Below are 17,348 nucleotides of genomic sequence, written 5' to 3'. Positions count from 1 at the left end.
GAAGGAACCATGCAGCGATCAGCCCCGCGACCCAGCCGCTCCCGCACCCGCACCCGCCTCCGTATGCTCGCGTGCGCAGCCGTCCCGGTGATGATCGTCGCCGCCGGCTGCTCGTCCGACTCCGACGATGCCGCCAAGGACACGAACAAGCCCTCGGCCTCGGCCTCGAAGTCCGCGCCGAAGCTGGCCCCGGCGAAGTTCAGCTCGCTGCCGGCCGACCCGTGCAAGGCGGTCGCCAGGAAGACGATCGAGGACCTGGTGCCCAAGGCGAAGGACAAGTCGGGCTCGTCCGGCAAGTCCTCGGACATCTCGACGCGCGGCAGCTGCTCGTGGAACGGCCTGGACGACAACGGCGTCAAGGGCTCGCAGTACCGCTGGCTGGACGTCTCCTTCATGCGTTACGACTCCGACGAGGGCATCGGTTCGGGCCAGGACCGCGCCGCGGACTATTACAAGAAGGAAGTCGCCAAGGCGCGTGCCACGGAAGGCGCGAAGGGCGCGAAGGCCACCCCGACGCCCGGGGTAGGCACGGAGGCGACGGCGGTCACGTACAGCCTGACGAAGACGGGCGAGTCGTTCGGTTACGCGACGGTCGTGACCCGCTCGGAGAACGTGGTGATCACGCTCACGTACAACGGCGCGGGTTACGCGGGGGCGAAGTCCCCGGCGGCGTCGGACCTGGTGAAGGGCGCGACGAAGGCGACGAAGGAAGCGGTGGCGGCCGTTCCGGGGGCGGCGGGCTAAGCGGTGTCGGGCGGAGGTCCGGCCGTGGACGGGCGCCGCCCGCGCCCGTCCGACGATTGAGGACAAACGCCCCACCCCTCGGCCCCCGTACCCCAACTCCCCGGCCACGCACGGCTCCCCGGGCCACAGCACCCGCACACATATGCGAGGCTGTGCCCCGCCAGATGTCCAGGACGGGAGGGGCCACGGGTGGCCGCGATGCAGCTCACTCGCACGCACCGAATACTCATCGGCGTCGTCGTCGCCGGCGCGGTTCTCATCGCCGCGATCGGTTTCGCGGGGTCGTACGCCGCAGTGCGCGAACTCGCCGAGCAGAAGGGCTTCGGTCAGTTCTCGATCGTCTTCCCGATCGGTATCGACGCGGGTATCTGCGTCCTGCTGGCGCTGGACCTCCTGCTGACCTGGATGCGGATCCCGTTCCCGCTCCTGCGCCAGACCGCGTGGCTGCTCACCGCCGCCACCATCGCCTTCAACGGCGCCGCCGCCTGGCCCGACCCGCTCGGCGTCGGTATGCACGCGGTGATCCCGATCCTGTTCGTCGTCTCCGTCGAGGCGGCCCGCCACGCGGTCGGCCGGATCGCGGACATCACCGCCGACAAGCACATGGAGGGCGTCCGCCTCACGCGCTGGCTGCTCTCGCCCGTCCCGACGTTCAAGCTGTGGCGGCGGATGAAGCTGTGGGAGATCCGCAGCTACGAGGACATCATCCAGCTCGAACAGGACCGGCTCATCTACCAGGCCCGCCTCCAGGCGCGCTACGGCCGCAACTGGCGCCGCAAGGCCCCGATCGAGGCGATGATGCCGCTGCGCCTCGCCAAGTACGGCGTCCCCCTCGCGGACACCGGCCCGGCCGGCCTCGCCGCCGCGGGCATCGAACCGGCCCTGCTCCCGCCGGCCCCGGCGACCGCGACGCCGATCGCGGCGGCCCCCGAACTTCCGCAGGCACAACAACAGCAGCAGCAACTGGAGCAACAACAGCAGCTACAACAGCAACAGTTGCGCCAGCAGCAGCAGGCACCGCAGCCCGAACTCTCCGAAGAGGAGTGGATCCAGCTCCAGAAGGAGGAGCAGTGGGCGCGGGAGCACGAGGCCGGGCCGCAGGACCCCGGCGCGCCCGCCGCCCAGGCGAACCCCTGGTTCGCCGCCCCGCGGGCGCCTGAGGGGCCGTACGAGGGCTCGTACGACCCCGCGTACGACCCCCAGCAGCAGTACGACCCGCAGTACGACCCGCAGCAGCACGACCCCGAGCACTTCGATCAGCAGGAGTACGAGCAGCAGCAGTACGAGCAGTTCGAGCGGGCCCGCCGCCGGTTCGAGCAGTACGAGCGGTACGAGGACGAGCAGCCCCCGGCCCAGGAGGCCCAGGAGCCCCAGGGACAGGGGCCGGAGCAGCAGCAGGCGGCCCAGCAGGCACCGTCCCGCCGCCCTCTCGGCCCCCAGCAGCCCCAGCCCGACCTCGGACCGGATGTCGAGCCCGAGCCGGAGCCGGAAGACCTCCCCACCGCGTCCCTCCCCAACGGCATGCCCCGTGAGGAGGCGTACTTCAACGCCTTTCTGAGGTACGTCAGCGAGCGCCAGGATCTGCCCAACGCCCGCCAGTTCGCGATCTACTTGCAGGATCTGTACGGCGTGACCGGCCGCACGGGCGGCCCGTTGAGCGAGAGTTCCCTGCGCACGTATCTGAAGGACTTCAAGCGCCGCTACCAGCAGCAGCTGGACGCGCAGGACGACGCCGAGCAGATCGCCTGAGCCGGTCCGTCAACAGCGTTGACAGGGCGCCGGTCGGCTATCCGGCGAGGACCTCGCCGAAGTACGACAGACCGGCGGGCCCGCCGACCGACGCGGCGCCGAAGGACGTCGAACCGGTCGCGGTGACACCGCTCGTACCGGACTTGAAGAGCCAGATGGAGCCCGCGCCCGCGTTCTCGGCGAAGGCGCCGGCCACCAGCTCCGCGCGGCCGTCGTTGTTGCTGTCGGTGAGTTCGACGGAGCCGCCGAACTGGTCCTCGGCCTCGGCCGCGCCGGGCACGCCCGCCGTGTCCTGCGTGAAGCTCTTGGAGCTTGTGCCGGTCAGCCCCTTGGCGGAGCCCCGCAGCACGGTGACCGTGCCCGTGCCCCGCTTGCTCCCCGTGGCCTCGCCGGTCGCGCCGATCGCGATGTCCGCGTAGCCGTCGCGGTTGGTGTCACCCGCGGCCAGGCTCCAGCCGAAGCGGTCGCCCTTCTTGGCGGTGCCGACGACCGCGGTGGTGTCCTGGGTGATACGGACCGGCGTACGGGTGGAGAGCCCGGCGGCGCTGCCGTACGTCACGGTGATCGCGCCTCCGAGACCGCCGTTCGGCTCGTCGGTGGACTTCTCCATGAAGTTGCCGGTGACGATGTCGCCGTAACCGTCCTTGTCGACATCGGCGATGGCGGCCTCGTAACCGCCGGCGACCTTGCTCGACGCCTTGAGACCGGTCGTGCCGCCCTTGTAGAGGACGCTGCGGGTCCGGTATCCGTCGCCGCTCTCCTCCTGGCCCATGACCAGAAGGTCGGTCGCGGCGTCGCCGTTGACGTTCCCCGCGATGATCTTGTCGGCGTTGATGCCGGTCTGGCTGAGGGTGTCGATACCGGTGAGACCCGCCGCCTTGCCGGTCCGGGAGACCGGTCCCTTGAAGATGTTCAGCTCGGGGGCGGCGAGGTTGACGACGGCCAGGTCGGTGCGCCCGTTCCCGTCGAAGTCACCGGAGGCGAGGCCCCAGCCCAGTTCGTTGCGGTACTTGGGCAGCGGCGCCGAGATGTCGACGGCGGACTTCAGCCCGCTCGCGCCGCCCCAGACGACGGTGAGGACTCCGTAGGAGTCGGTGTCGCCGATCCGTTCGCCGTGCACGCCGACCACCAGGTCGGTGTACCCGTCGCCGTCGAGGTCCCCGGTGGTGAGGCGGTCGCCGAAGTAGTCACTCGTCTCCGGCGTGCCCGGGATACCGGTGGTGGCCTGGCTGATGATGGTGCGCTTGGACTTGTCGAGCCCGTTCTTGGTGCCGTAGACGACGGCCACGTATCCGGCCCTCGCCTTTCCGCTGATCTTTCCGAGGGGCGCGGCGATCGCGAGATCGCGGTAGCCGTCGCCGTTGAAGTCGCCCTCCATCCCCGACGGCGCGGCGACGGCACTGCCGCCGGCGGCGAGAAGCAGCCCGCTGACGAGGGCCGCCGACGCGGTGGTCGCGAGGATGGTGCGAAGGTGCTGCTGCATGCGTGTCTTCTTCTCCTACGGCACGCCGGACGCCGTGACGGCTGTCCGAGTCGGTGCAGATGTGACCGCTGAGGCACCCCGGGGGTTGTACGGAAACGAACGGCCCCGGCGCACATCACGCGCACCGGGGCCGTTCGTCGTTCGTATCGTTCGTCGTTCCGTACGGTCTCAGCCGCCCAGCAGCGTCCTGACCCGGTCCGCCCCCACCGCCAGCAGCAGCGTCGGCAGCCGGGGCCCGGTGTCCCTGGTCACCAGCAGCCGGTACAGCACCGCGAAGAAGGACCGCTGCGCGGCCTTCAGCTCCGGCGTCGGCTTCGCGTCGGGCTCCAGCCCCGCCAGCACCTTCGGCACCCCGTAGACGAGCGTCGTGAGCCCGTCCAGCGACCAGTGCGCGTCCAGGTCCGCCAGCAGCAGCCGCAGCGCCTCGCGCGTCTGCTCGTCCAGCGAGTCCAGCAACTCCCGGTCGGGCTCGGCGCGGACGACCGTCCGGGCCTCGGCCGGCACCTGGCTGGTGATCCAGTTCTCCGCCCGGTCCAGCCGGGGCCGCGCCTCGTCCAGCGAGGTCAGCGGGTCGGCCGGGTCCAGCTCGGCGAGGATCCGCAGCGTCTGCTCCTCGGCGCCCGCCGTGATGTCCACGACGGAGGCCAGCGTGCGGTACGGCAGCGGGCGCGGCGTGCGCGGCAGCTCACGGGCGGCCGTACGCGTGGCCCGTGAGTACGCGGCGGCGTCGGCCGCCTGCGCCGAACCGTCCGCGATCTTGCGCTCCAGGGCGTCCCACTCGTCGTACAGCCGCTGGATCTCCTGATCGAAGGCGATCTTGAACGACTGGTTCGGCCGGCGGCGCGCGTACAGCCAGCGCAGCAGCGGCGCCTCCATGATCCGCAGTGCGTCGGCCGGGATCGGCACGCCTCCCTTGGAGGACGACATCTTCGCCATCCCGGAGATCCCCACGAACGCGTACATCGGTCCGATCGGCTGCACACCGTCGAAGATCTCGCGCACGATCTGCCCGCCGACGACGAACGACGACCCGGGCGACTGGTGGTCGACACCGGACGGCTCGAAGATCACGCCCTCGTACGCCCAGCGCATCGGCCAGTCGATCTTCCAGACCAGCTTGCCGCGGTTGAACTCGCTGAGCCGTACGGTCTCGGTGAAGCCACAGGCCTGGCAGACGTAGGTCAGCTCGGTCGTCTCGTCGTCGTACGCGGTGACGGTGGTCAGGTCCTTGCCACAGCCCTCGTTGCCGCAGAACGGCTTGTACGGGAAGTACCCGGCCGAGCCCGCGCCGTCGTCCTCGTCGGCGGCGCCCGACCCCTCGGCGGCCTCCAGCTCGGCCTCGTCGACCTTCTTCTGCTGCGGCTTCTGCTGCGACTTCTTCGACGGGCCCGTCGACGGCCCGTCCGCGGGCTGCTCCTTGGTCCGGTACCGCCCGAGGATCGCGTCGATCTCGCCGCGGTGCCGCATCGCGTGCAGGATCTGCTCGCGGTACGTGCCCGCCAGATACTTCTCGGTCTGGCTGATCCCGTCGTACTCGACGTCCAGCTCGGCCAGCGACTCGATCAGCTGCGCCTTGAAGTGCTCGGCCCAGTTCGGGTGCGGGGACCCCGCCGGGGCGGGCACGGACGTCAGCGGCTTGCCGATGTGCTCGGCCCAGGACTCGTCCACCCCGGGCACCCCGGCCGGCACCTTGCGGTAGCGGTCGAAGTCGTCCCACGAGATGAGGTGCCTGACCTCGTACCCACGCCTGCGGACCTCGTCGGCGACGAGGTGCGGCGTCATGACCTCACGGAGATTGCCCAGGTGAATGGGGCCGGAGGGAGAGATTCCGGAAGCGACGACGACCGGTTTGCCAGGCGCACGTCGCTCCGACTCGGCGATGACATCGTCCGCGAAACGGGAGACCCAGTCGGTCTCGGTGCTCTGAGCCACGGTCGGTACGTCCTTCTTTCTGCTACGCCCTGCGGAATGCGCCCGTACGCCTCCGATACCGGCGACGGCCATTGTCCCAGGCCACTCCGACAATGCGAAAACGACTTGTTGCCCCATGGGAGAATGGGGGTCACGGACACACCCTCTACAAGAACGGCTCCCCGCCCATGGCCCCGGTCACTTCCCTCGCCTCGACCGTCGATCAGCGCATCGCGGACGCCCTCTCGGCAGCCCTGCCGGAGGCCGGCTCCGTGGACCCCCTGCTGCGACGTAGCGACCGGGCGGACTTCCAGGCCAACGGGATGCTGGCCCTCGCCAAGAAGCTGAAGGGCAACCCGCGCGAGCTGGCGGCGAAGGTCGTGGACGCGCTGGCGGGCGGCGACCTCATCAAGGAGGTCGAGGTCTCGGGCCCCGGCTTCCTCAACATCACCGTCACGGACCGGGCGATCGTCGAGACGCTGGCGGCCCGCGCCGCTGACGACCGGCTCGGCGTCCCGTTCGCCGCCGAGCCCGGCACGACGGTCGTGGACTACGCGCAGCCGAACGTCGCCAAGGAGATGCACGTCGGCCATCTGCGCTCCGCCGTGATCGGCGCCGCGATGGTCGAGATCCTGGAGTTCACCGGCGAGAACGTGGTCCGGCGCCACCACATCGGCGACTGGGGCACGCAGTTCGGGATGCTCATCCAGTATCTGACCGAGCACCCGCACGAGTTGGACCACAGCCGCTCGGACCAGGTCTCCGGCGAGGAGGCGATGTCGAATCTCAACCGCCTCTACAAGGCCGCCCGCACGGTCTTCGACTCCGACGAGGAGTTCAAGACGCGCGCCCGTGACCGCGTCGTCGCCCTCCAGGCCGGTGACGCCGACACCCTCGCCCAGTGGCAGCGGTTCGTGGACGAGTCGAAGATCTACTTCCACTCGGTCTTCGACAAGCTCGACATGGAGATCCGCGACGAGGACGTCGTCGGTGAGTCCGGCTACAACGACATGCTCGAAGAGACCTGCCGCATCCTTGAGGAGACGGGCGTCGCCGTCCGCTCCGACGGGGCGCTGTGCGTGTTCTTCGACGACGTGAAGGGCCCGGACGGCAATCCGACACCGCTGATCGTCAAGAAGAGCAACGGCGGTTACGGGTACGCGGCCACCGACCTCTCCGCGATCCGCGACCGGGTGGGAAACCTGAAGGCGAACACCCTGCTGTACGTGGTGGACGCCCGCCAGTCGCTGCACTTCAAGATGGTCTTCGAGACCGCCCGCCGGGCCGGCTGGCTGAACGAGGACGTGAAGGCCGTCCAGCTCGCCTTCGGCACCGTCCTCGGTAAGGACGGCAAGCCGTTCAAGACCCGTGAGGGCGAGACGGTGCGGCTGGTGGACCTGCTGGACGAGGCCGTCGAGCGCGCGTCCGCGGTCGTACGGGAGAAGAGCAAGGGCCTGGGCCTCACCGAGGACGAGATCGTCGAGCGCGCCACGGAGGTGGGCATCGGCGCGGTGAAGTACGCCGACCTGTCGACCTCGGCCGCGCGGGACTACAAGTTCGACCTGGACCAGATGGTGTCGCTCCAGGGCGACACGAGCGTGTACATCCAGTACGCGTACGCCCGGACCCGGTCCATCTTCCGGATGGCGGGCGAGCGCACGCCCGTGGGCCACCCCGAGCTGGCACTGGCCCCGGCGGAGCGGGCACTGGGCCTGCACCTGGACCAGTTCGGCGAGGTGCTGGCGGAGGCCGCGACGGGGTACGAGCCGCACAAGCTGACCGCGTATCTGTACCAACTGTCGTCGATGTTCTCGACCTTCTACACCGAGTGCCCGGTCGTGAAGCCGGCGCCTCCTCAGGAGGTCGCGGAGAACCGCCTCTTCCTGTGCGACCTCACGGGCCGCACGCTGCGCCAGGGCATGGCTCTGCTCGGTATCCACACCCCCGAGCGTCTGTAAGAGACCCACGGGCGCCGGTCCGGCGCGGCCAGGAGCCGCGCCGGATCGCATTACTAAGAGGCCCGCACCCCCGGCCGGACCTCCGGGTACGCCACTTTCTCCTCCGACAGCCAGTACCCCAGCTCCCTCATCCGCGCCGCGACGTCCGCCGGACTGCGGCCCGCGAGGCTCGCGGTGCGCAGCACGTTCTCCAACTCGATGATGTCCAGGTACGAGTTGGTGACCGCCGCCAGGAGCCGGATGTCGGCCTCCTCGGCGGTCTCGGGCAGGATCGCCCTCTCGTGCAGCCAGTGGCCCAGCGCGGTCAGGCGCTCGGTCACCTGTGCCGGGGTCTTCCCCGTGGCGAGGGACGCCCGCAGGATGTGCCGCAGTTGAAGGCCGACGACAGTGTTCTTCGCCAGCCAGGGCGCCCGGCCGTCCAGGTTCTCGCTGAGCAGGACGAAGTCGTCGGGCTCCGGGGCGTCGGGCACGGTCCCGTCCGGCCGCTGGCAGCCCAGTTCGGCCAGCCTGGCGACGATGTCCGCGGGCGGGCGGCCCGTCTCGCGGGCGACGGCGAGGACGTGCGCGACCGGCGCGGTGGCCCAGCGGCTGATCCAGCCGCCACCGGGGGTGTCCGCGTACTTCAGAAGCCGTTCGTCGTCCGGCTCGGGGGTGTACGGCAGCCGCAGCCCGAGCGCGATCAGGCGCTCGGCGGCGAAGCGCGGGCTGCACGACAACTCCTGTGCCGCTTCCAGCACATGGCCGGCCGGGACCTCGTCGCCCCACTCGAACCACTTGCCCCGGCGGTCCTTGCGGATCAGCACGACGTCACGCGGGTTGGCCGACTCGGGCAGCGGCCGGGCGCCGGTGCCGACCCGGAAGCCGAGAGCGGTCATGCGTCGTGCGGCCTCGGCCGGGGCGCGGCCGGCGAGAGCCGCCGATACGACGATCTGCCGCAGGGACACGGTCGTGTCGGCGTCGACCGGAAGGGCGCCGAAGCGTCGGTCCACACCCGCGATCAGCGGTACGTCGTCGGGCCCGACGGCATCGGGCCACGGTCCGTCGGAGCGCTGGACGTCGGCGTACCCCAGGGCGCCCAGCCGGGTCAGCACGGCGTCGGGGCGCCATGCCAGCTTGGCCGCGATGAGCAGCACGCGCCCGTAGGGCACCTGCTCGGCGGGGTCCTGCCACGGGTGTCTGCCGTTGAGATTGCTGCTGGCGATCACGAGATCGTCCGGGTCCTGGGACTCGGGGGCGGCGGGATCGGGTTTGCGCGGCATGCGGTGTGGCCTTTCGGAGGTTCAGGGGTTCAGCTGTGCGACGGGTCCTCGGCGGTGGGTGGCGCGGGCCCTCATTCGGACGCCGCGATGTACCGGCCGTCCGCGTCCCACTCGTTGCGCTCACGCCGCTGCCGCGCGGTCAGATCCACCCGGACTCCCGCCGGCTCCAGGGCCGTCCAGATCCGCAGCATCATCTCGTCGCCGATGAAGTGGAAGGAGAGGTCGAGTTCCCGCAGATGTGTCAGTGGCTGTCCCTGGAGCAGCGCCTCCACCCCCTCGTCGGAGAGCGTGCCCATCGCCAGGCTGAGCGAGGTGAGCTGGGGCACGACGGTCGCGGAGGCGAGCGCGGCGGCCAACTCGTCCTGGATGTGGCTGTTCTGGAGACCGAGGTGGCGCAGCGCGGGCTTGCCCTCTCCCGTGAGCAGCGGGGCGAGCTGTTCGACCGTGGCGCCACCGCCGTAGTTCTCGTCGCCCAGCCACAGCTCCAGGCGTTCCAGCGACGGCAGTTGGGCGGCGGCGATGTGTTCGGCCGCGCGCGGGGGCAGCCCGCCGGACTCGACGCGCAGCACGCGCAGTGCCTCGTGGCCGGAGACGGGGAAGTCGAGGCCTTCCCCGCCGCGTATCGCCAGCTCCCGAAGGCCGGGGTACGCGGCGAGGATCGGGCCGACGTCGCAGTGGTAGATCGAGGAGAGCATCGACTCCTCGTCCTCCAGATCGCCGAGGAAGAGCGCTTCGAGCCCGGTCAGCCGGGTGCTCAGCTCGATCAGCGGTTCGTCCGACATCCCGCCGTCGCCGTCGTACCAGGGCTGCCCGAAGACGATCGCGCGTACCTTCTCCAGCTCGACCGATTCGGTGAAGCGCTGCCAGCAGGCGTCCGCGTCCTCTTCGAAGTCGTACGGCTCCCGGTGCAGCCGCCAGGCGACCGCGTCGGCGGGTGGCAGGTCGGCCGGGTCGGCGTAGGGCGGGAAGTTGTAGGTGGGCAGTCCGTGGAACCGCTCAACGTGGTGCACGTAAGACAAGTTCGAACTCCTGAGGCTGCTGAGCCTGTTGAGGCTCCTGGTACGCCAGTTGACGCTCGCCATCCTTCCGTCCCGGCCGCCCGCACGTCCGCGCTTCCTTACCTCGCGGTGTGTAGCGCACTAATTAGTCGGTACTTGTGGCTTGAAGTTCTCCGGTCGAACATCGGAAGCATTCGCCGATCGCCCCTTGAGGAGCACCCGTATGTCCACCAACCCCGCCGTCTCCGTCATCGGCCTCGGCATGATGGGCACCGCCCTGGCCGCCGCCTTCCTCAAGGCCGGGCACCCCGTCACCGTGTGGAACAGATCCCCCGCCAAGACCGGTCCGCTGGTCGCCCAGGGCGCGCTCCCCACCGACACGGCCGCCGAGGCGGTCGCCGCGAGTCCGCTCGTGGTCGTCTGCCTCACCACATACGACACGGTCCGCGCCGTCCTCGAACCGCTCTCCGGGCAGCTCACCGGCAAGACCGTCGCCAACCTCACCAACGGCACCCCCGAGCAGGCGCGCGACCTCGCTCTCTGGGCGGCCAAGGAGGGCGCCGACTATCTGGACGGCGGGATCATGGCCGTCCCGCAGATGATCGCGGGCCCGCACGCGTACGTCTTCTACAGCGGCGCACGCGAGGTCTTCGACGCGCACCGGGAGACGTTCGCGGCGCTCGGCGGCACGAAGTACGTCGGCACCGACCCCGGTCTCGCCGCGCTGTACGACCTGGCGCTGCTCACCGGCATGTACGGGATGATCATGGGCGTCATGCAGGCGTACGCCCTCGTCGGCTCGGAGTCCATCCCGGCCACCGAGTTCTCGGAGCTGCTGGTGCCGTGGGTGGGCGCGATGCTCGGCTCGGCGCCCGCGTGGGCGGCGGCGATCGACTCGGGGCAGCATCTGACGGACGTGTCGAGCCTGGCCGTCAACCACGAGGCGTTCCCGAACCTGTTGGAGACGTTCGCCGCACAGGGTGTGAGCGGCGAACTCTTCGCCCCCGTCGAGGCTCTCCTGGACCGCGCCATCGCCGAGGGCTACGCGGCCGACGGCCTCTCCCGACTGGCCGATCTGCTGCGTAGTTCCACAAGCTGAACCCCGTTGTCAGTGGGGGCATTTAAGGTCTCCTGCATGGCGACGCTCCCCAACCCCCTGCCCGCCCTGGCCGCCGACCCCACGGGACGGTCGATCGGGCTCCAACTGCCCCCCGGCAAGCTGGTCGACGCGACCATCGACGGGACCTGGCACGAACCGCTTCTGTGGTACGCGGACGAGCCGGCGTCCCACCGGGCCTGGGCCGACCTGCTGCCCGCCCGCAGGGCCGGGCTGCATCCGCTGCTGGTCCACGGCGGCCACCGCAAGGAGTGGCCGGAGGACTGGGAGCTGAGCCCGGACTCCGCGTCGTATCCGGGGGACCACGACGCGGAGGACGTCCTCGCGGAGTCCTGGGAGGGGCTGACGGAGGAGGACGAGTGGCCGGGCCTGGCAGGCCCGCTGACGTCGTCGGCCGACCCGGACAAGGAGGCCGCCGAGGTCGCCTCCATCCTCACCGACGAGGGCAGTTGGCTGCACGGCGCCCGGGTGGCCCTGGTCCCGGCCCGGCGCAGCGCGGACATACCGGCGGCCGTCGGCTGGCTGGGCCCGGTGAATCACGAGGGTGACGTGGCCCGGCTGTGCGCGGTGCTGCGGTCGTGGGAGGACCGCTTCGGGATACGGGTGGTGGCGCTCACCTTCGACCAGTTGGTGGTCTCCGTGGCCGCCCCGCCGACGACCCAGGAGGAGGCAGAGGCGGTCGCGGCGGAGCACTTCGCGTTCTGCCCGGACAACATCCACCAGGGCCGCCACACCACCCTGGCGGCGTACGCGACGAACCAGGTGCTGGATCAGCCGGCCTGGACGTTCTGGTGGGACTGACCGGGCCCCGGGGCCCGGTCCCCGGATCGGGTCAGCTGTAGACGAGCAGGTGGTCGCACGTGCTCGTACCGTCGTGGAGCGAGGAATCGCTGTTGAGGACGTAGAAAGCCCCGGCGAACCCGGCGGCGTTCATCTTCGGCACCACGACCAGCGTCTGATTCCCCATGTCCAGCCCGTTCGGCGCCACCACGTACCGGGACAGCAGCGTGAACAGATTCTGCGAGAGGTTGGGCAGCCTGAGGGCCCTGTACGTACGGTCGCCCCCGGAGCCCGTGACGGCCACCTGGTACTGCGGGGAGGCCCACTGCGCGGGCTGGGTGGCGAGGCGGTTCATCGTTTCGAGGTCTTGCAGCCGCCGCTGTGTGCTCGGCCGGACACCGGCCATATGGATGTGCAACTGGTTCAGCCGCCGGGCGATCTGCGAGTTGATCCCCAATCCGATATTGGGGTAGCGCACGGGAACGCTTCCCGTGCTCCTCGCGTTCTCCCAGGCGTCGCTCCAGTAATTCGCCGCCGCCGAGGTCGAGATGAAGGGGCATTCGATGCCCTTGATCCGACACGTGGGAAGCAGCAGATAATTGTGCTGCGTCTCGGGCCTGCCGTGCAGCACGACGTAATTCTGCGTCACATTGAGGCAGTTGGGCCCGGGATTGCCTCCCGTACAGGACTGGACGTCCCTCCACAGCGGATCGTTGTCGGCGGGGCTGCCGCAGAGGGACTGAAGAGCGGCGGGGGGACAGGGGTTCGCGCCCCCGGGAGGCGGCGGGGTGAGGCACGCGCCGGGCGCGGGGTCACCGCCCACCGGCCCGGCCGCCACGGCCGGACTCCCGGCCGCTCCTCCGCCGGCCAGGAGCGCCGCCGTACCGATGGCGGAGAGCGAGACGAATTGACGCCGAGGCATCGCATGCGAATTCGTGGGGTCATTCATGCGTGATCTCCCGGGGTGATGACCGCGGCTTGGATTGACCGGCCATGAGCGAGAGTCAGGGTAGGCGGGGCCGCATCCCGGAAAGATCCGAATTGCGGGAATGTCACCCGGTCAGATCACGAATTCGCACCACACGATCTTTCCGGGATCACGCTCCCCCACCCCCCATTTGTCCGCGAGAGCGGCGACCAGCATGAGCCCGCGCCCGGACTCCCCGTACGGCTCACGGACACTCGGCCGCCCGTCACCGCTGTCGTGCACCTCGATACGGAACACCCCGTCCGCGAGCAACGACAACTGCAACCGGTACCCGCGCCCCGGCGGAACTCCGTGCACCAGGGCGTTGGTCGCCAGCTCGCTCACGCACAGCAAGGCGTCGTCGAGCCGGTCGCCGAGGGCCCAGTCGATCACCGCCTCCCGTACGAACTGCCTGGCGGCGGGCACGGATCGGCGTTCGCGGCGGTAGAAACGCTCGCGCTGGACGGTGGGTGGATTCGTCTCATTCACGAGACGATTGTCACTGCCCGTGATTACGCTGTAGCAGTACGCGCACCCGTACAAAGATTTCGTACGGGCGGTGCGGGCGTGACGTACGTACGGGGACGGGGAGTTGGACAGGCATGCAATCCAGAAAACGACGACGGAAGAACGCGTCCGCGATGAAGCTCGTGGGGTCGCTGGTCGCCCTCTTCCGGGAGGTCGCGGGCCTGACGCAGAGTCAACTCGCTGCGCGCGCCTGCGTACACACGGAGACGATCGCGTCGGTGGAGCAGGGCCGACGGCCCCTGAAGCTCGATCTGGCAGTTCTGCTGGATCAAGTGCTGGAGACGAAGGGGGCGTTGGAGACGGCGGTGGAGAACATGCCGGAGATCGACCGGTATCCGGCGTGGGCGGCGGCGTTCATCGACCAGGAGCAGGAGGCGATCACGATCTCCTGGTACGAGAACCAGGTGGTGCCGGGCCTGCTCCAGACCGAGAATTACGCGCGAGCGGTCTTCCGCAGCAGGGTGCCCGCTTTCAGCGATGACGAGATCAACACCCGCGTCGGCGGACGCATCGAACGCCAGCACATCCTGCACCGCAAGGTCCCGCCGACATGCAGCTTCCTGATCGGCGAAGGCGTTCTCAAGGACCGGCTCGGCTCCCCCGCCGTGTTCAAGGAGCAGCTTCGCCATCTCCGGGAGAGCGCCGATCTTCCGGGGCTCACGCTCCAGATCATGCCGTTCGGCCGGGGCACCCACGCGGGACTCGACGGACCGTTCGTTCTGCTGGAGACAGCCGATCATCAGCACCTCGCCTATGTCGAGACACAGCGGGGCAGCCTCTTCGTCGAGGACCCGGATGAGGTCAGCATCCTGGCGTGCAAATATGCGATGCTGCGGACTCAGGCCCTCAACACGGAGCACTCCAGAGGCCTGTTGGACCGGCTGCTAGGGGAGAGCAATGAAGACGCCACTTGAGTGGTTCAAGTCCAAGTACAGCGGCAGCGAAGGCGGCAACTGCCTCGAAGTCGCCTACGACTGGCACAAGTCGAGCTACAGCGGCAGCGAAGGCGGCGCCTGCGTCGAGGTCGCCGCTCACCCCGCCGCCGTGCATGTCCGGGACTCCAAGGTCACCGACGGACCGATGCTCACCCTCACCCCCGCCGCCTGGGCGGCCTTCACGTCGGACGTTGTCCGCTGACCGTCGCGCCCACTGCGCCGGTCAGGTGAATCCCGCCCCGACACACGCCGTTGGCCGTGACTTCTGGACCCGGTCTGCGCAATAGACAGACCGGATCATGAGGACTACGACGAGCAGACGGGCCACCACCAGATGAAAGCCACCCACACCCTGACCGTCCTCGGCACGGCGGTGCTTGCCGCCTTACTCCCCGCCACCGGCGCCGCCGCCGACGAGACCCACACGAATTCACACAACGGCGGCTTCACGCTGCTCTCGATCGGCCAGATCGACGACCCTGCCGAGGACGTGCTGGAACACGCCACGATCCTCGGTGAGACGCACATGAACGAGGGAGCGGAGCCGGCCGAACCGGCCGAGGCACCCGAGCCGGCCGAAGCGCCCGAGGCGGCCGACAGCCCCTGAGGCGGTCCCGTGCGTCAGACGATGACGGGGACGGTCTCGGAGGAGTCCGTGGACCAGTTGGTGACGATGGGCTTCTCGACGGTGGCGGTGTCGGGGAGCTGAATCTCGGCGGGGTTGGGGTCCCCCTCGGTGGTGGAGAGAATGACGCTCTCGAACTCCACGCCACCGTCGCTGTTGGTGGTCTTGGGGCTGATACCGGTGTACGCCACGGCGGAGCCGCTCAGCTCGATGGGGTCCGCGCCACCCTGCCCGACGGGGGAGGCGACGTTCTCGGCGTCCGAACCGAAGGACACGACGGGGGTGTTCTCCTCCAGCGTGCACGTGATGCCGGACTTGGCCTTGGCGGTGACGAGGTAGTAGCCGCCGGCCTGGGTTTCCGAGGTGACCGAGAACTCAAGGTCGTTGGCGCCACAGACCTGCCCGTAGCCGCTCTTGTCGCCACCGGCGGAGTCGGACGTGTCGTTGGAGCCGCCGGCGTCGTCGCTCTTGTCGCTCCCGGCGCTCTCTTCGCTGCCGTCCGTGGCGACGGCGGAGGGGGCCGCGGAGCTGCCGCTGTCCGTGACCTCTTCCGGACCGCACGCGGTGGTGGTGGCGGCGAGGGCCGCCACGGCCACGCCGGCCAGGACGAGACGGGCGGAACGGGCGGCGAGACGCGAACGCATCATGATCTCCAGCGGCTGTCGGTTGCGGTGTTTCCTGCTGACACCGACGACACTAGGACCGGGTCGATCTTCAAATGATCCTGTGAATGTCCGGGTTCCGTTTCAGCGGACGGGTTCCGGAGAAACGGCACTGGATTTGTAACAGCCCCAGGTCAAGGGCCATTACGGGTACTGGTCCGGGTCCTCCACGGGCGCCGTCTCCCACTTCGAGTCGCCGCCCAAGGGGTAGTTGTACGACGGCCGCCCCTTCGCACCGCTCGTACGGAACGGCTGCCCCTGGTCGTCGATGCGCAGGGTGCCCTCGCGTCCGCCGCTGGACCACTCCAGCTCCAGATACCAACTGACATAACGCGCCGAGGCGTTCGCGCTGATCTGGAAGACCTCCGGGTCGGACTCGCTCACCTTGTAGGGGAAGTCCCGCTGCCCGCCCTTCGTGACGACAGTGGGGCGGCCCGCGTCCAGGTCGACCGCGAACGCCCTGGTCGTCACACCGCCGCCGCAGCCGACACCCGTGGCGAAGTCGTTCCAGGCGAGCGGCGCCTCGCTCCCCACCACACGGACGTTCAGGCCCTTGAGTACGACGGTCTCGGCCCCGGTGCCCTGGACGGCCAGTTCGATGAACTGGCTGCCGCTGGAGACCGCGCCGAGCGCGGCGACCCAGCCGGGCGCGTCCGGCTCGTTGGGGGGCGGGGGGACCCTCGTCGCGGGGCGGTCCACAAGGTAGTGCTGCGTGCAGGGGTCCTCGAAGGCGTACGGCTTGGTACTCACCTTCACCGGCACCCCGCCGACCGCTCCCTTTCCACCCCCGGTGTCGCCGCCCCCGTTCCCCTTGCCCGTGGGAGTCGCCCGGTCCGAGGGAGAGGCTTTGGGCGAGGGCGACTTCTTGGAAGACGGTGATACCGACGGAGAGGAGGAGGGGGAGGGCGACTTCGACTCGACGCCCTCCGAGACTTCCGAGGCGACGGACGAGCGGTCGGTCGAGGAATCGTTCAGCGGTCCGAAGATGACGGCCGGTACGGCGACGGCCACGACGACCGCCGCGGCGGCGAGCGTGACGTACAGCCGCTTCCTGGGCCGCGAGGGGGGCGGGTCGGCGGTCGGCACATCAGGTTCGGCCGCCGGGCTCTCGTCGGCCCGGTCGTCCACCGAGGCAGAGGCAGAGGTAGAAGCAGAAGCAGAAGCAGCGGCAGACTCGGCGGCAGGGGCAGCAGCAGCGGCCGACGGCGCCGCCGCCGACCGGGACCGTCGGCGCGCCTCGTCCGCGAGGATCCACCGCCGGTGCAGCTCCACGAACTCCTCGCCCTTCGCCCCGCAGAGCCGCCCGAACCGCTCCGCCACCGCGAACTCGGCCGGCACGGCGTCGCCGTTGCAGTAGCGGTGCAGGGTGGACGTACTGACATGGAGCTTCGCGGCGAGCGCGCCGTAGCTCTGTCCCGAACGCTCCTTCAGCTCGGTGAGCAGTTCGGCGAAAGCCTTGGCCTCGGTGGTCGCCACTCGGGGTTCCCCTCCAGATGCATCTGCCACAGGTGCGCGGCCGTTCCAGGAACGCGTCCCAGGGAAACACTGTTCCCGCAGGTCACTGCCGTGTGAGCGTCCCAGCTTCCCCCATTGTCCCTTGCCGATTGCGGCCACTTCCAGCCGCCCCGCAAG

The 17,348-nt window shown here is 69.7% G+C and carries 16 protein-coding genes; 8 read left to right on the top strand and 8 right to left on the bottom strand.

Annotated features, from left to right (window positions below; genetic code table 11):
* Positions 1-9: 9 nt before the first annotated feature.
* Together ACFYNU_RS36030 and ACFYNU_RS36025 are read left to right on the top strand one after the other, a co-directional pair.
* Positions 10-744 (top strand): DUF3558 domain-containing protein, encoded by a 735-nt coding sequence (locus ACFYNU_RS36030; RefSeq protein ID WP_356596299.1) that lies wholly within the window; start codon positions 10-12, stop codon positions 742-744.
* A gap of 189 nt (positions 745-933) precedes the next feature.
* A complete protein-coding gene (locus ACFYNU_RS36025; protein WP_356596297.1) occupies positions 934-2,493 on the top strand; it encodes a DUF2637 domain-containing protein in 1,560 nt (519 codons plus the stop codon).
* 37 nt (positions 2,494-2,530) lie between these two features.
* Here ACFYNU_RS36025 and ACFYNU_RS36020 read toward each other — a convergent pair whose 3' ends face one another.
* Together ACFYNU_RS36020 and lysS are read right to left on the bottom strand one after the other, a co-directional pair.
* Positions 2,531-3,976: an FG-GAP and VCBS repeat-containing protein gene (locus ACFYNU_RS36020; RefSeq protein ID WP_356596295.1), complete on the bottom strand. Its 1,446-nt coding sequence runs from the start codon at positions 3,974-3,976 to the stop codon at positions 2,531-2,533.
* A 168-nt stretch (positions 3,977-4,144) separates the two neighbouring features.
* On the bottom strand, positions 4,145-5,980 hold the full coding sequence (gene lysS, locus ACFYNU_RS36015) for a lysine--tRNA ligase (protein WP_388768482.1): 1,836 nt from the start codon (positions 5,978-5,980) through the stop codon (positions 4,145-4,147).
* Positions 5,981-6,075: 95 nt separating this feature from the next.
* On the opposite strand from lysS, the gene argS reads away from it, so the two are divergent.
* A complete protein-coding gene (argS, locus tag ACFYNU_RS36010; protein ID WP_356596291.1) occupies positions 6,076-7,845 on the top strand; it encodes an arginine--tRNA ligase in 1,770 nt (589 codons plus the stop codon).
* A 53-nt stretch (positions 7,846-7,898) separates the two neighbouring features.
* Here argS and ACFYNU_RS36005 read toward each other — a convergent pair whose 3' ends face one another.
* Both ACFYNU_RS36005 and ACFYNU_RS36000 read right to left on the bottom strand, forming a co-directional pair.
* Complete coding sequence (locus tag ACFYNU_RS36005; RefSeq protein WP_356596289.1) at positions 7,899-9,104, bottom strand: hypothetical protein; 1,206 nt, start codon at positions 9,102-9,104, stop codon at positions 7,899-7,901.
* 71 nt (positions 9,105-9,175) lie between these two features.
* Positions 9,176-10,114: an STM4015 family protein gene (locus ACFYNU_RS36000; RefSeq protein ID WP_356596348.1), complete on the bottom strand. Its 939-nt coding sequence runs from the start codon at positions 10,112-10,114 to the stop codon at positions 9,176-9,178.
* A 211-nt stretch (positions 10,115-10,325) separates the two neighbouring features.
* Here ACFYNU_RS36000 and ACFYNU_RS35995 point away from each other — a divergent pair, with 211 nt between their 5' ends.
* Positions 10,326-11,201 (top strand): NAD(P)-binding domain-containing protein, encoded by an 876-nt coding sequence (locus ACFYNU_RS35995; RefSeq protein WP_356596287.1) that lies wholly within the window; start codon positions 10,326-10,328, stop codon positions 11,199-11,201.
* Between the two features lie 36 nt (positions 11,202-11,237).
* The gene (locus ACFYNU_RS35990) at positions 11,238-12,020 is read left to right on the top strand and encodes a DUF4253 domain-containing protein (protein ID WP_356596285.1); all 783 of its coding nucleotides are present in this window, start codon (positions 11,238-11,240) and stop codon (positions 12,018-12,020) included.
* Positions 12,021-12,051: 31 nt separating this feature from the next.
* Here the strand turns inward: ACFYNU_RS35990 and ACFYNU_RS35985 are convergent, their stop codons facing one another.
* Positions 12,052-12,948, bottom strand: coding sequence for a CDP-diacylglycerol diphosphatase (locus ACFYNU_RS35985; RefSeq protein WP_356596283.1), 897 nt, complete (start codon positions 12,946-12,948; stop codon positions 12,052-12,054).
* 111 nt (positions 12,949-13,059) lie between these two features.
* Positions 13,060-13,455, bottom strand: coding sequence for an ATP-binding protein (locus tag ACFYNU_RS35980; RefSeq protein WP_356596281.1), 396 nt, complete (start codon positions 13,453-13,455; stop codon positions 13,060-13,062).
* Positions 13,456-13,568: 113 nt separating this feature from the next.
* Here ACFYNU_RS35980 and ACFYNU_RS35975 point away from each other — a divergent pair, with 113 nt between their 5' ends.
* The 3 genes from ACFYNU_RS35975 to ACFYNU_RS35965 all read left to right on the top strand — a co-directional run bounded on the left by ACFYNU_RS35975 (position 13,569) and on the right by ACFYNU_RS35965 (position 15,036).
* The gene (locus tag ACFYNU_RS35975; protein WP_356596279.1) at positions 13,569-14,408 is read left to right on the top strand and encodes a helix-turn-helix transcriptional regulator; all 840 of its coding nucleotides are present in this window, start codon (positions 13,569-13,571) and stop codon (positions 14,406-14,408) included.
* Positions 14,392-14,631, top strand: a complete 240-nt coding sequence (locus ACFYNU_RS35970) for a DUF397 domain-containing protein (RefSeq protein WP_356596277.1) — start codon at positions 14,392-14,394, stop codon at positions 14,629-14,631. Before ACFYNU_RS35975 ends, ACFYNU_RS35970 begins: the two co-directional genes overlap by 17 nt.
* A gap of 132 nt (positions 14,632-14,763) precedes the next feature.
* Positions 14,764-15,036 (top strand): hypothetical protein, encoded by a 273-nt coding sequence (locus ACFYNU_RS35965; protein ID WP_388768477.1) that lies wholly within the window; start codon positions 14,764-14,766, stop codon positions 15,034-15,036.
* A gap of 14 nt (positions 15,037-15,050) precedes the next feature.
* On the opposite strand, the gene ACFYNU_RS35960 is transcribed toward ACFYNU_RS35965, so the two are convergent.
* Both ACFYNU_RS35960 and ACFYNU_RS35955 read right to left on the bottom strand, forming a co-directional pair.
* Positions 15,051-15,701, bottom strand: coding sequence for a DUF4232 domain-containing protein (locus ACFYNU_RS35960; protein WP_388768475.1), 651 nt, complete (start codon positions 15,699-15,701; stop codon positions 15,051-15,053).
* A gap of 159 nt (positions 15,702-15,860) precedes the next feature.
* Positions 15,861-17,192, bottom strand: a complete 1,332-nt coding sequence (locus ACFYNU_RS35955) for a helix-turn-helix transcriptional regulator (protein ID WP_356596275.1) — start codon at positions 17,190-17,192, stop codon at positions 15,861-15,863.
* Between the last annotated feature and the right edge of the window lie 156 nt (positions 17,193-17,348).

This window comes from Streptomyces sp. NPDC006643 (genome assembly GCF_042870175.1).
In the GTDB taxonomy this organism is placed as follows: Bacteria; Actinomycetota; Actinomycetes; order Streptomycetales; family Streptomycetaceae; genus Streptomyces.
Note: the sequence above shows the minus strand (reverse complement) of the source record. Positions and strands in the feature narration are given on the sequence as shown.

Bases quoted from the DNA above. Each gene is read 5' to 3' on its own strand.
- ACFYNU_RS36030 (WP_356596299.1), top strand. From the start codon at position 10: ATGCAGCGATCAGCCCCGCGACCCAGCCGCTCCCGCACCCGCACCCGC.
- ACFYNU_RS36020 (WP_356596295.1), bottom strand. From the start codon at position 3,976: ATGCAGCAGCACCTTCGCACCATCCTCGCGACCACCGCGTCGGCGGCC.
- lysS (WP_388768482.1), bottom strand. From the start codon at position 5,980: ATGGCCGTCGCCGGTATCGGAGGCGTACGGGCGCATTCCGCAGGGCGT.
- argS (WP_356596291.1), top strand. From the start codon at position 6,076: ATGGCCCCGGTCACTTCCCTCGCCTCGACCGTCGATCAGCGCATCGCG.
- ACFYNU_RS36005 (WP_356596289.1), bottom strand. From the start codon at position 9,104: ATGCCGCGCAAACCCGATCCCGCCGCCCCCGAGTCCCAGGACCCGGAC.
- ACFYNU_RS35995 (WP_356596287.1), top strand. From the start codon at position 10,326: ATGTCCACCAACCCCGCCGTCTCCGTCATCGGCCTCGGCATGATGGGC.
- ACFYNU_RS35990 (WP_356596285.1), top strand. From the start codon at position 11,238: ATGGCGACGCTCCCCAACCCCCTGCCCGCCCTGGCCGCCGACCCCACG.
- ACFYNU_RS35985 (WP_356596283.1), bottom strand. From the start codon at position 12,948: ATGAATGACCCCACGAATTCGCATGCGATGCCTCGGCGTCAATTCGTC.
- ACFYNU_RS35975 (WP_356596279.1), top strand. From the start codon at position 13,569: ATGCAATCCAGAAAACGACGACGGAAGAACGCGTCCGCGATGAAGCTC.
- ACFYNU_RS35970 (WP_356596277.1), top strand. From the start codon at position 14,392: ATGAAGACGCCACTTGAGTGGTTCAAGTCCAAGTACAGCGGCAGCGAA.
- ACFYNU_RS35965 (WP_388768477.1), top strand. From the start codon at position 14,764: ATGAAAGCCACCCACACCCTGACCGTCCTCGGCACGGCGGTGCTTGCC.
- ACFYNU_RS35960 (WP_388768475.1), bottom strand. From the start codon at position 15,701: ATGATGCGTTCGCGTCTCGCCGCCCGTTCCGCCCGTCTCGTCCTGGCC.